Annotated in this window: 13 protein-coding genes, 1 tRNA gene and 1 pseudogene; 7 read left to right on the top strand and 8 right to left on the bottom strand. The window is 60.0% G+C overall.

Going from position 1 to position 12579, the window contains the following annotated elements; translation table 11 throughout:
- Positions 1 to 164: 164 nt before the first annotated feature.
- The 4 genes from VF672_RS04150 to VF672_RS04135 form a co-directional block, all read right to left on the bottom strand.
- Entirely contained in the window at positions 165 to 1667 is a 1503-nt protein-coding gene (locus VF672_RS04150) for a purine-cytosine permease family protein (protein WP_331101757.1), read from the bottom strand.
- Between the two features lie 175 nt (positions 1668 to 1842).
- On the bottom strand, positions 1843 to 2241 hold the full coding sequence (locus VF672_RS04145) for a YybH family protein (protein ID WP_331101755.1): 399 nt from the start codon (positions 2239 to 2241) through the stop codon (positions 1843 to 1845).
- A 181-nt stretch (positions 2242 to 2422) separates the two neighbouring features.
- Positions 2423 to 2857 (bottom strand): DUF4124 domain-containing protein, encoded by a 435-nt coding sequence (locus VF672_RS04140; protein ID WP_331101753.1) that lies wholly within the window; start codon positions 2855 to 2857, stop codon positions 2423 to 2425.
- Positions 2858 to 2924: 67 nt separating this feature from the next.
- Positions 2925 to 3419 (bottom strand): helix-turn-helix transcriptional regulator, encoded by a 495-nt coding sequence (locus VF672_RS04135; protein WP_331101751.1) that lies wholly within the window; start codon positions 3417 to 3419, stop codon positions 2925 to 2927.
- A 728-nt stretch (positions 3420 to 4147) separates the two neighbouring features.
- Here VF672_RS04135 and VF672_RS04130 point away from each other — a divergent pair.
- The 3 genes from VF672_RS04130 to VF672_RS04120 are packed head-to-tail and all read left to right on the top strand — an operon-like array spanning position 4148 to position 5485.
- The gene (locus tag VF672_RS04130; protein ID WP_331101749.1) at positions 4148 to 4648 is read left to right on the top strand and encodes a type VI secretion system tube protein Hcp; all 501 of its coding nucleotides are present in this window, start codon (positions 4148 to 4150) and stop codon (positions 4646 to 4648) included.
- An 11-nt stretch (positions 4649 to 4659) separates the two neighbouring features.
- Positions 4660 to 5055 (top strand): polymorphic toxin type 44 domain-containing protein, encoded by a 396-nt coding sequence (locus VF672_RS04125; protein ID WP_331101747.1) that lies wholly within the window; start codon positions 4660 to 4662, stop codon positions 5053 to 5055.
- Positions 5033 to 5485 carry a hypothetical protein gene (locus VF672_RS04120; protein WP_331101745.1) on the top strand — a complete coding sequence of 151 codons (453 nt, stop codon included), beginning with the start codon at positions 5033 to 5035 and terminating at the stop codon, positions 5483 to 5485. The genes VF672_RS04125 and VF672_RS04120 overlap by 23 nt, the downstream gene beginning before the upstream one ends.
- Positions 5486 to 5605: 120 nt before the next feature.
- On the opposite strand, the gene VF672_RS04115 is transcribed toward VF672_RS04120, so the two are convergent.
- Together VF672_RS04115 and VF672_RS04110 are read right to left on the bottom strand one after the other, a co-directional pair.
- Positions 5606 to 5695: transfer RNA gene (locus tag VF672_RS04115), tRNA-Ser, on the bottom strand.
- Between the two features lie 165 nt (positions 5696 to 5860).
- Positions 5861 to 6610 carry a 3-oxoacyl-ACP reductase family protein gene (locus tag VF672_RS04110; RefSeq protein ID WP_331101743.1) on the bottom strand — a complete coding sequence of 250 codons (750 nt, stop codon included), beginning with the start codon at positions 6608 to 6610 and terminating at the stop codon, positions 5861 to 5863.
- 154 nt (positions 6611 to 6764) lie between these two features.
- On the opposite strand from VF672_RS04110, the gene VF672_RS04105 reads away from it, so the two are divergent.
- On the top strand, positions 6765 to 7688 hold the full coding sequence (locus VF672_RS04105) for a LysR family transcriptional regulator (protein WP_331101837.1): 924 nt from the start codon (positions 6765 to 6767) through the stop codon (positions 7686 to 7688).
- A gap of 60 nt (positions 7689 to 7748) precedes the next feature.
- Positions 7749 to 8309, top strand: coding sequence for a cysteine hydrolase family protein (locus VF672_RS04100; RefSeq protein ID WP_331101741.1), 561 nt, complete (start codon positions 7749 to 7751; stop codon positions 8307 to 8309).
- A 25-nt stretch (positions 8310 to 8334) separates the two neighbouring features.
- On the opposite strand, the gene VF672_RS04095 is transcribed toward VF672_RS04100, so the two are convergent.
- Complete coding sequence (locus VF672_RS04095; protein WP_331101739.1) at positions 8335 to 9780, bottom strand: SulP family inorganic anion transporter; 1446 nt, start codon at positions 9778 to 9780, stop codon at positions 8335 to 8337.
- Between the two features lie 204 nt (positions 9781 to 9984).
- Here VF672_RS04095 and VF672_RS04090 point away from each other — a divergent pair, with 204 nt between their 5' ends.
- Positions 9985 to 11193, top strand: a complete 1209-nt coding sequence (locus VF672_RS04090; RefSeq protein ID WP_331101737.1) for an MFS transporter — start codon at positions 9985 to 9987, stop codon at positions 11191 to 11193.
- Positions 11194 to 11202: 9 nt separating this feature from the next.
- Positions 11203 to 12324: a cell division protein ZapE gene (gene zapE / locus VF672_RS04085; protein WP_331101735.1), complete on the top strand. Its 1122-nt coding sequence runs from the start codon at positions 11203 to 11205 to the stop codon at positions 12322 to 12324.
- 80 nt (positions 12325 to 12404) lie between these two features.
- Here the strand turns inward: zapE and VF672_RS04080 are convergent.
- Positions 12405 to 12579, bottom strand: a pseudogene (locus VF672_RS04080) (EamA family transporter RarD); the annotation flags it as partial.

Below are 12579 nucleotides of genomic sequence, written 5' to 3'. Positions count from 1 at the left end.
GAGCCGCGATTGTGCGTGATGTAAATCACTCGCGCCAGTCACACGCGGCCCGCCGGTCGGTGCGGCCGCGGGCCGGGCGCACGGGACGCAATGCATCGCCGACAGCGCAAAAAAAGGGCCCGCTTCGCAGCGAGCCCTCTATCAACCGCGTCACGTGTCACGTGTCAGCCAATCGCCATGGGCTTCTTAACGTTGCGGTGGGCGTTGTCGCCCAACAATGGATGCGGGCCGTGCGCGCCATACACACCCACTGGTTCCGGGAAGGTGCGCAGCAAGGTGATGTACAACAGCGCCGCGAGGCCAAGGGTGATCGGCAGGCTGATGTCGATGCCTCCCGCCAGATTGCCCAGCGGGCCGACGAACTGCCCCGGCAGATTGACGAAGCACAGGCCCACCGCCGCGCTCGGGATCCATGCCCCCAGCCCGCGCCAGTTCCAGCCGTGTTCGAACCAGTAGTGACCGCCGCTCTGGCCACGGGTGAACACTTGCAGGTCTGCCGGGTGATAGAACCCTCTTCGAACAATCAGGCCCAGCACCATGATGACGATCCACGGCGAGGTGCAAGTGACGATCAGCACCGCGAAGGTCGACACGCTTTGCACCAAGTTAAAGGCGAAACGGCCGATGAAGATGAAGGCGATGGCCGCCATCCCGATCAGGATGGTCGCCTGGGCACGATTGAGCAGGCGCGGAAACATGCTCGACATGTCCAGTCCGGTGCCATAAAGCGACGTGGTGCCGGTCGACATGCCGCCGATGATCGCGATCAGGCACACGGGCAGGAAGAACCAGCTGGGCGAGACCGCTAGCAAGCCGCCGACGTAGTTGTTGTCGGTGATGTATTGCGGCGCCTGGGTGGCCACGATGGTCGCCGTGCACAGACCGAACAGAAATGGAATCAAGGTACAGACCTGGGCCAGGAACACCGACGCCATGATGCGTTTTTTCGATGTCTGGCGTGGGATGTAGCGCGACCAGTCACCGAGAAACGCACCGAACGACACCGGATTGCTCATCGCCAGCAGCGCAGCACCGATGAACGCCGCCCAGAAGCCCTCTGTGCCTGAGTTCAGCGTGCCGGCGAAGCCCGCGTCAAAGCTGCCGCTGAACGCGAAAATGCCCAGCAGGAACAAGAGGCTCGAGGCGAACACGGCGATCTTGTTGACCCACAACATGAAGCGAAAACCATAGATGCACACCACCAATACCAGGACGGCGAAGACCCCGTAAGCCAGGGCCAGGCTCAGGTCGTTTTCCGGCAGACCGACCATGCGTTTGGCACCGCCGATGAGCGCGTCTCCTGAGCTCCAGACCGACAGCGAGAAGAACGCCACCGCCGTGAGCAGTGACAGAAACGAGCCGACGATACGACCGTGAACACCAAAGTGGGCGCCGGAAGAGACCGCATTGTTGGTGCCGTTGAGGGCGCCGAACAGGCCCATCGGTGCGAGGATGATCGACCCGAGCACGACCCCCAGCAGGATGGACCAGACGCCGGCCTGGAACGACAGGCCAAACAACACCGGAAAGCTGCCGAGCACCGCGGTGGCGAAGGTGTTGGCCCCGCCGAAGGTCAGGCGAAACAGGTCGAGGGGTTTGGCGTCGCGCTGATGATCGGGGATCTGTTCGACCCCGAAGGTTTCGATGCGAGTCGTTGGGTGGGTCATGGGGTGTTCCTGCGCGCTGTCGTGTTGTTATAAGACCTGCGCAGGGCGCGGGCCCGTTCTCGACCGGTCACCCGGTCGTGGCATTGGCAGTGGTCGTTGTCAGACCTGAATCGGGTAAAGCGGGTGATGCACGCGGCAGCCTCTGGGGGCCGCTCGCATTGAGGGTGGTGCCCCGTTAGCCGGTCTTCACCGACAAGTGCTCATGGCAGGCCAGCCAGCGCGCGTCGTATTGCCTGAAGACAATGGTTTCGCGCTCGCTGAAATGGCTTTCCTCATTGCCGAAGCGGACATGGGTGTCGACGTCGTGCATGAAGATCGCAACCTCACCCTGCAGGCTGATGTGCGCATTGCGCGATTGGCAACCCAGCACGGCAAAGCCGTCGGTTTGCCAGCCAGCCCACACGTCGCGGTAAGCAGCGCGCGACAGCAGAGGCGCCGGCAGGGTGTGAAAGAGGAAGGTGGCGTCTTCAGCGAATGCGGCAAAGTAGGCATCCGTGTCGTTGCTGGCGAACGCGTCGATGAGGGTCTGTGCCGCGTGTAGAACCGCGTCGCGGCGGGTGTCGGTGGAGGTCATGGCCGGCTCTTTTTTGTGATTCTGGCGATGGGGCCTGACTTTAAGCAGCTGTCACGGGCCGTCACATCGGCGGCCGTAAAAACTTAGTTCAGAAATTCGAGAAGTATTGGTTAGCTGCAAGCTGCAAGCCTCAAGCCTCAAGCCTCAAGCGGCAGGCAGGCAGGTAGGCAGCGGTGTGTCGTCAGTTTCCAAAGGATTTCATCAGGCCGCTTTTCACGGGTTGACGAACCCGGCCACCCGAAGGATCGAAGCAGGCGCTGTCGTAGCGCGGCGCGATGCAGGTGGAGGGAACGGCAGGCGGAGGAGGGCGGATGCTTTGCAACCGATCGGCAATCTCACGCTCGTTGGTGATGATCAGCTTCCTGCGTCGGCTGACTTGCAAAATTTCGGTGGCGTTCTTGTTCAGGCGATAAGGAAAGTCGGTTTCCTCCCATTCGCTGGAGATCCGTGCCGGAGGCGGACGCTGCACGGTGGATTCCCCAACGTAAGTCGGGCAAGGGCTGTAGCCGAAACTGACCGCACCATTGGCGGCGACGCACTTGAATACCTCTCCATGTGCGACGCTGCTCAGAAGCAGCGCCGCAGCGGCCGTGAATAGTGTTGAAATTCCAGTCATTGAAACCTCCCTGTGTGGCGCAAGGCTACCACTCGGGAGACACGGCTGTCAGCGGCGCTGATCGGGATCAGTGGGTTTCGTGGGCGGCTTTTTGAACCTTGGCCAGCGCCAGCGCCGCGAACATATCGGCGTCACCCTGCAAGACCCTCAAGTGGTCTTCAACATGATCAGCGCTGGAGCGAGGTTCTTCTGACTCCACCAGACGGGTGACTTCGCAGAGTGCGTTGGCCGTTATCCACAAACTCTGGCGCAACTGGCTGATGATTTTCACCATGCTTTCAGAGCTGTCGAGATCGGCGTCGCTTTCTGGACGCTTACCCACCTGAATGGTCGGAAATACGGGTAACTCTGCGCGGGCTGCGGCATCCACGCCGGTGATCACCCGCGTGATGTCCACCCCTGCGGCGGCGATCTTGAACAGATAATCCGCTCTGGGCAATCGCTGCCCACTCTCATAATGCCCTTGAGCGTTGGCTTCAACGCCACCTATGGCGCCCAGTGCGCTTTGGGTCAGTTTGAGGCGTTTTCTCTCTTGCCTCAGACGCTTACCGATACCATTCATCAACCTTCTCCTGCGAAATTCGCACCCTGCGTGTGTCTGCTGCGGGTGCGCAATGGGGGCCGGAATACGGACTGTCTTCTGTTGTTTAGAGCGAGCCGCGTACGGTGTTGCAGTCTTTCAGACAGTGCGACGGGTAGACATTAGCTGCTCATGCACTCAAATGGCGATTTTTCCGACGCTTTGCGTGGAAAAATCAACAGCTGGGGGGGGCAGGGGCTTGCACTGGATTGAATGATTTCAGGCCAGGACGCAGACCACCGTAGGAAGAAAACGCCTTCGACTGACGGCTCGGCTTCGTTTGCCTCCGGCTAAATTTTCGAGAGTGTGACCGCCTCTGCTTCTGGGAAACCATATGTCCACAGCGTCGATTGCGACAGTGGACACGGCTCGCTGCTGAATCAAACGGACCCAAAAAACAGTTAAAGCTTCAAGTCGAGGCCTTCGACCGGGCAACGGCAAGCCAATCTCTGAGCGAAACACCCAGACGGGTAACGTATGACGACGAGTGCGCTCATTTAAACCGAAGTAAACAGGGTGGTTAGAATGGGATGGATATTGAAGGTTGCTTACTAAACGCACTGTTCAAGAGTTGTTTAATATTTTCGAATCCAATAAGTAACGCCTTTCACGCTCCGGTATTTTTTCTGAAAATACAGTAGCTGACTTCACTGGCGCTTTTATCTATGGTTTCCTCTGTCCATCAATAGGGTATGAATAAGGATCTGAACGTGTCATTTGAAGCCTATCTGCAAAATGAAGGTATTAACGGCGAAACGCTGTCGGAAGGTTATGAGAATTGGATTGAGTTGCAGGATTTCGACGTGTCTGCTAATCAATCAGCTTCTACAACCGCGACTTCGGCAGGAGGGGCCACCTCAGGTCGAGCGTATCTGGGAGATTTTATGGTGCGGAAAGCTGTAGCTAATGCCACCGCGAAACTTCATGAAGCCTGTTGCAGCGGTAAGCATTTCAAACAGGTATCAGTGCACGTATTTCGTGCCGGTGACCCAAAAGTGAAATATCTGGAGGTGGTACTCGAAGAAGTCATTATTAGCGCATTCACCCTTACCGGCAACGGAGGAAGGCGTGATGCATTTCCCAGCGAGTTAATAGCTTTGAACTATGGTCGCATGAAGTTGATTTACTCCAAGCAGAGCCGCAGTACCGGGCAAGGTGCGGGGCAGGTTGCCGGGGGGTGGGACGCAATCGGTAACAGAGTCTATTGCTGATCAGGTGAAATATGAGTTTTGAGCTGCCAAAAGCAATGCCGCCTCATGTCAATGTCGATCTAAACGCAAAGCTGGCAAACGAACAGTGGAGAAAAGATCCGGCTGTAGGCGCATTCATGAGTTGGTTTTACCACAGGGTTCGTAATGGCGGACCTTGGGATTTCAAGCAGCAACACCCAGAATGGGAGGATTTTGGTAATTTCCATTATGGCGTTGTTGGCAGAGGTGGGCAGTTGCCTGATCAGATTCTGTTGAGAGCAGCGGGGTTCGCTCAGCAAAATGCAGGGACCCAAAGCTCTGAGGAGGATTGGGGCGTATGGTATTGGCGAGCTCCCTATGGGGATGATCCAAAGGACCAATATTGGATAATGCAGGGTATTGAGTATGCAAAATCAAAAGGGTACTAAACCCAGCATCCCTTATAAGCTCCTTTTCTGGGCGTTGTTGAGCGTACTGCTTGTCTATTATCTGCTCGAATACCTTTTGGGCGGGATCGCTGATGCAGATGAACTGGTGCTCAGATATCAGCTAAAGCGCGGCGCATGGGTGTACGTTACTCATTACGGCGCACCTGCGACCGATCTCGACACCTTGAGGTTTTACTTAAGTGATCCGATCCCCGGCGCTGATGAGGAAATCCTCAAGGAGCTGAATAAGCGTAACTCATTTGTGATCACCGACAGCGCCATCGAAGACGTGGTAATCCGCGAGACGGAGAACGGTGTCGGCATCACTGTCAAGGGTGCGGTCTATCGCTACTTCAGCAAGCAATACACGCAGAGCGACGGATTGCAGTCTTATCGGGTGAGCTTAAACCAGCAGGATGAGCGTGGCTGAGTGACGGGGCAGGCAGATCAGTGGATGCGATACGCAGCCCAGCCCGTTAGCCTCCGCTAAACAGTAGCCCCAAAACAAAAATCCCCGCACGCCATGAGCGTTGCGGGGATCTTTTTAATGTGGCGGTGAAGGAGAGATTCGAACTCTCGATACAATTTCTTGTATACACACTTTCCAGGCGTGCTCCTTAAGCCACTCGGACACTTCACCGTATCTCTTCAGACGTTCAGTCTGTCGAGGCGCGCTAATGTAGTCGAAAGCTTTGGCGAAGGCAAAACTTTTTTTCAGAATTTTCATGCGCTTAAGCAAAAAGCACGAAGCCCCGGGGTCCTCATGGAGGTCCGGGGCTTCGCGTCAACGGCGAGGGCGCGAGGATCAGGCGCCGAAGCCGCCGTCGATGGTCAGGCTGGAGCCGGTGACATAACCCGCTTCCGGGCCGGCGAGGTAGGCGACCATGGCGGCGATTTCTTCAGACTTGCCGTAGCGCGCAATGGCCATCAGGCCCATCAGTGATTCGGCGAAGTCGCTGTCGGCCGGGTTCATGTCGGTGTCGACCGGGCCGGGCTGGACGTTGTTGATGGTGATGCCACGCGGGCCTAGGTCACGGGCCAGGCCTTTAGTCAGGCCGACCAGCGCCGATTTACTCATCGCGTAGACGCCGCCACCGGCGAAGGGCATGCGGTCGGCATTGGTGCTGCCGATGTTGATGATGCGGCCGCCTTCTTTCATGTGCCGGGCGGCTTCCTGGCTGGCGATGAACACGCTACGCACGTTGATGGCCAGGGTTCGGTCGAAATCTTCGAGGGTGAATTCGTCGAGCGGCGCGATGGCCAGCACGCCGGCGTTGTTAACGAGGATGTCGAGGCCGCCGAACGTCTGCACGGTTTGAGCGACGGCGCGGCGTATGTCTTCAGCGTTGGCGCTGTCGGCCTTGATGGCCAAAGCTTTGCCGCCGGCTGCGGTGAGGCTGTCTTGCAGTTCCTGGGCTTTGGCTTGCGAGCTGACGAAGGTGAAGGCGACAGAGGCGCCTTGTTCGACCAGCCGTTTGACGATCGCTGCGCCGATGCCGCGCGAGCCGCCTTGAACCAGTGCTGTTTTGCCGATCAGATTGGTGGGGTGAGTCATGTCGATCTCCTGGAGCCCTGAGTGATGGGCAGTGAGTAGTGAGTAATTGGTAGTGCTTAGTGGGTTGATGGACACGAGTATCTGCCCACGATTACCCGCGCGGTAGCCGGTAATCAAGATAGTCTGTGTAAACCAGAAGTTGTGAGTGAGTGCGATGGAAAATTTCAGCAGCATCGAATGCTTCGTGCGCAGTGCCGAGGTCGGCAGCTTCGCCGAGGCGGCGCGGCGCCTGAGCCTGACGCCCGCTGCCGTCGGCAAAAGCGTGGCAAAGCTGGAGGCAAAGCTGGGCGTCAGGCTGTTCCAGCGCAGCACGCGCCAGTTGACGCTGACCGAGGCGGGCCAGCGCTTTCTGAGCGAGGTTAGCGCCAGCCTGAAGACCATCCAGAACGCCGTCGCCAATCTGGCCAGTGCCGAAGGCAGTCCCGCCGGCACCTTGAAAGTCAGTGTGGGCACCGTCTTCGGTTGCTTGTATGTGGTGCCGCTGCTGGCTGAGTTCCTGCGGCGCTTTCCGGCCATCACGCCCGACTGGCACTTCGATAACCGGCAAGTGGACCTGATCGGGCAGGGCTTTGATGCGGCCATCGGTGGTGGCTTCGATCTGCCCCAGGGTGTGGTCGCGCGCAAACTGGCGCCCGCTCACCGCGTGCTGGTGGCGTCGCCGCAATGGTTGCACGCGCACGCGGGCATCGAGCACCCGGAGGATTTGCACGACTGCGACGGAATTCTGATTCGTTCGCCGCAGACCGGCCGGATCCGCACCTGGCCGCTGAGCCATCGCAGCCAGGAGCAGAGCCCGCTGCGCATGAAGGTGCGCATGACGTTGAGCGATTCCGATGCCGCTTGCCGGGCGGCGAGCCAGGGGCTGGGCGTCGCGCTGGTGAGCATGCCGTTTGCCCTGCCGTACCTGCGCAGCGGCGCGCTGCAGCGGGTATTGCCCGAATGGCATGTCGAGGACGGCAACATCTCCATCTATTACAGTGAGCACAAATTGCTGCCGGGCAAGACCCGCGCGTTCGTTGACTTCATCATCGAGCAATTCGCCGAGCAGCAATGGGCGGGGCATTTCAGTGCCGTTTAAGCAGCTGACAGCAGCGTCTCAACCCCCGGGCATCTGCTGAAAGTCTTTATAGGAAGCGACATGCACATCCATCCGAAAGCCGCCTTGATACTCATCGACATGCAGCAGGGCATCAACCACCCGAAGCTGGGCCGGCGCAACAACCCCAGGGCCGAAGGGCAGATGCTTGCGCTGTTGGATGAATGGCGTGACAGCGGGCGCACGGTCATTCACGTGCGACATTTCTCCCGCTCATCGGACTCGGTGTTCTGGCCGAAGCAGCCCGGCGTCGAGTTTCAGCCGGCCTTCGTGCCGTGGGATGGCGAGGGCGAACTGCACAAACAGGTGCCCGATGCGTTCTGTCATTCGGCACTGGAAGGTTGGCTGCGCGCGGACGGGATCAACCAAATAGTGATCGTCGGGGTGGTGACCAACAACTCCGTGGAGTCGACGGCGCGAACCGGCGGCAATCTGGGCTTCGAGGTCATCGTGCCCTACGACGCTTGTTTCACCTTCGATGGCGCGGACTTCTTCGGTCAGCCGCGCAGTGCCGAGGACATCCACGCCATGTCCCTGGCGAACCTGCACGGCGAGTACGCGCAGGTGGTGGCGACTGAGGCTATTTTGCTGGCCCTTCGCTGAGCGGCGAGCGCGGGCAACGCTCGGCTTAGGCGTGCTGAACACCCGCGCGCTTGAGCAGCTTTTTGCAGCGCTCCGACAGATGCACCACGCGCAGATGTTTTCCGGCTTTGTGGTAGCGCTCGCGCAGGGTTTTCAGAGCGGCGATGGCGGAGTAATCCACGAAGATCAGGTGGCGGCAGTCCAGCGTGACGTGTTGCGGGTCGTTGACGTGGTCGAATTGATCCAGGAACGGCGTGGTGGAGGCAAAAAACAGTGTGCCGTGCAGGTGGTACATCTTGCTCCCGTCCGGTTCGACATGGCTGTCGGCGTACAGCTCGCGGGCCTGCTGCCAGGCGAAGTTCAGCGCGGCGATCAAGATGCCGAACAGCACGGCGGTGGCGAGATCGGTGAGGACCGTGACGATGGTCACCGCGATGATCGCGATGACGTCGTTCAGCGGGACTTTGCGCAGGACGCGCAGCGAGGCCCAGGCAAAGGTCTGCTGTGCTACCACGAACATCACGCCGACCAGCGCCGCCAACGGAATGCGCTCGATGAGGGGCGACAGAAACAACACAAACATCAGGATCATCACGCCGGCGACAATGCCGGACAGGCGACCCCGGCCACCGGAACTGAGGTTGATGACGGTCTGGCCGATCATCGCGCAGCCGCCCATGCCGCCACACAGGCCGGACGCCAGGTTGGCGACGCCGAGGGCGACGCACTCGCGGTCGGGGTAGCCGCGGCTCTCGGTGATTTCGTCGGTGAGGTTCAGGGTCAGCAGGGTTTCCAGCAGACCGACCAGCGCCATCAGGATCGCGTAGGGCGCGATGATGCGCAGGGTGTCCAGATTCCACGGCACTTGCGGCATTGACAGGCTCGGCAGCCCGCCGGCGATGTGCGCCATGTCGCCGAGGGTGCGCGTCGGCAGGCCGAACAGGTACACCAGCAGCCCGACCCCGAGGATCGCGACCAGTGCCGGCGGCACCGAGCGGGTCAGGCGCGGTAGCAGGTACACGACGGCCATGGTCATGGCGACCAGGCCGATCATCAGGTAGAGCGGCGTACCGCTAAGCCAGGTTTCGCCGCTTTTGAAATGCTCCAGCTGCGCCATGGCGATGACGATGGCGAGGCCGTTGACGAACCCGAGCATGACCGGGTACGGCACCATCCGCACCAGCTTGCCCAGGCGCAGCAGCCCAAACGCGATCATCACCAGCCCGCCCAACAGCACCGTCGCCAGCAGGTACTGCACGCCGTGCTGCACCACCAGCGCGACGATGACCACGGCCATCGATCCCGCCGCGCCCGACACCATGCCGGGACGCCCGCCGAACAGCGCGGTCAGCGTGCAGATAATGAAGGCGCCATAAAGCCCCATCAGCGGATTGAGGTGCGCGACAAGGGCGAAGGCGATGCACTCGGGCACCAGGGCAAAAGAGGTGGTGAGTCCGGCGAGGACGTCGGCGCGAAGGCGGGCGGGTTTCATGGCATTCCTGAAGGGCGGCGTGCAAAAAGAAGGGGATGTTACGGAATGTGAACGCAGACAGCCAGTCGGTGGAATGCCGCACGCGGGCAGGTACTTCCATTCTTCAGGTGTTCTGTCACTGGCGATTGTGTAACGATGTTTGACTCAAACAGCTCGCCGATTCCTGTCATCAAGGCCCGGCACGTCATGAAGGACGGAACACGGATGCTCGCTGCACTCAGACATTACCCGGCTTCAGTCAATCTCCTGCTTTCTTCGTCGCTTTTTCTGACGTTGGGCCGGGCAATTACCTTGCCGTATCTGGTGATTTACCTGTCTTCGAACTTCGTGCTGAGCATGAGCGACATCGGCATGGTGGTCGGCGGTGCGCTGATTGTCGGTTCGCTGTTGAGCCTGTACGGCGGCTACCTTACCGACAAGCTGTCGAGCTATCGGTTGATCCTCAGTTTCACCGGGTTTTTCGTGGCCGGCTTCATCGGCATGTGCCTGACCGGCAAGCTGTGGCTGTTCTTCCTGTTTCTGGTGTCTTTCAATTTCGCGTACTCGGTCATCGACATTGTGGTCAAGGCCGCGTTTGGCAAGCTGCTGCCGGTGGCCGATCAAAGCAAAGTCTTTTCGGTGCGTTACACGCTCATCAACATCGGCTATGCCGTCGGGCCCTTCATTGGCGCGGGACTGGCGCACTGGAACATGAAGCTGCCGTTCGTGATGTCCGCTGCCCTGGGGCTGGGTTTTTTTCTGGTCTACGCGTTGCACGGGGATCGCAAGCTGAGTTCGGCGGACCCGGCCAATGCGCCGATTTCCTTTATCGCTGTGGGCCGCATCCTTCTCAAGGACTACCGGCTGGTGTGCTTCACCGTCGGCGGCGTGCTCAGCGCGGTGGTCTTCGGGCAATTCACGGCGTACCTGTCGCAATACCTGGTCACCACCAACACGCCGGAATTCACCTACAGGGTCATCAGCTCGGTGGTCGCGGTGAACGCGGCCGTGGTGATCTGTTTGCAGTACGTGGTCGGCAAGCGCATCAGCCATCAATACTTGAATCAGTGGCTGACCGCAGGTTTCAGCCTGTTCCTCATGGGCGTGGTGGGGTTTGCCCTGTCGACTACTGTGCTGCACTGGTCGCTGGCGGTCGCGGTGTTCACCCTCGGCGAGATCATCGTGTTTCCGGCGGAGTACATGTTCATTGACCGTATTGCGCCTGCGCATTTGCGCGGCATGTATTACGGCGCGCAGAACCTTTCCAACCTCGGCGGGGCGCTGGGGCCGGTGCTCTGCGGGTTCGCGTTGGCGACCCAGTCGGCGCATTTCATGTTTTACATGCTGGCGGCTTTCATCATTGCCGGCGGCTGTTTCTACCTGCTGGGCGCCTCGTATTCCAGGCGCTACGATCAACCTTCCACTCCCGAATGAAGCGTTTCGATGACCGTTCTGTCTCCACTTGAAGCCTGGCAGCAGGCCGTTGATACCCAGGGTTTTCAGCCGGACGAGGCACAGCACAATGCCGTGCTGCACTTGCAGGCGTGCTGGCAGGCGCTGACCGATGGCAAGCGCGGCGGCGCGGTCAAGGGTGTTTATCTGTGGGGCCCGGTGGGGCGTGGCAAGACCTGGCTGATGGACCGCTTTTACGAAAGCTTGCAGGTGCCCGCGCGGCGCCAGCATTTTCATCACTTCATGCGCTGGGTGCATCAGCGTCTGTTTCACCTGACCGGTGTGGCCAAACCGTTGCAGGCGCTGGCCCGCGAGCTGGCGCAGGAGGTGCGCGTACTGTGCTTCGACGAGCTGTTCGTCAACGACATTGGCGACGCGGTGATTCTCGGCGGCCTGCTGCGCGCCATGTTCGATGAGGGGGTGGTGCTGGTCTGCACCTCCAACCAATTGCCCGAACAGCTCTACGCCACCGGCCACAACCGCGAGCGTTTCGTGCCGGCGATCACGGCGATCAATCACTTCATGGAAGTCATCTCGGTCGACGGCGGCGAGGATCACCGGCTGCATCCCGGTCGGGCGCAGCAGCGTTATTGGGTGAAAGCGCAGAGCGGGCCGAGTGCGCTGGTCGAGGTGTTCGAGACGCTGAGCAGCGGGGAGTCGGTGTCGATTCAGCCAGTTCCGCTGGGACGGCGGCATGTGCCGGTGGTGCGAAGCAGTCGCACGGTGATCTGGTGCCGTTATGCCGACCTGTGCGAGCAGCCGCTGGCGGCGATGGATTTCATCGAGCTGTGCGATCGCTATAAAGCCGTCCTATTGAGTGACGTCCCGGCATTGAGTGCCCCCCAGCGCGAGGGGCGCATTGCCCGTGGCACCGAAGATGGCGTGGAGCAGGTCACGGCGGGGGACCGCGAGCTGCCGCAACTGTCGCCCTACGACGATGGCGTGCGGCGTTTCATTGCGCTGGTGGACGAGTGCTATGACCGCAAGGTGCCGCTGTACATCGAAGCCGCGATGCCGATGGCCGAGCTTTACACCGAGGGCTATCTGGCGTTCGCGTTTCGGCGCACGTTGAGCCGTTTGCGGGAGATGCAGCTGGCGCGGTTCGGGCAGTGATGTTCAGCACGACTGGCTGAATGAACGGGGTTGTTGCCAGAGTGGCAGCGACCACCTGGCCAGACAGACCCTCGTTCGAATCAAACGCTGTTTCGGCGCCGCTGGGCCAGTACGTGTTTGGCGCCTTCACCCACCAGCACCATGACCGCCAGCCAGATGGGCAGGTAGGTCATCCATTCATCGCGGCCGATGGATTCGCCCAGCAAGAGCGCGACGCCCACCAGCAGCACCGGCTCCACGTAGCTCAGCAAACCG

Origin of the sequence: Pseudomonas sp. (genome assembly GCF_036387035.1) — a bacterium.
Classification (GTDB): Bacteria; Pseudomonadota; Gammaproteobacteria; order Pseudomonadales; family Pseudomonadaceae; genus Aquipseudomonas.
This window is presented reverse-complemented; position numbering and strand designations above follow the sequence as displayed.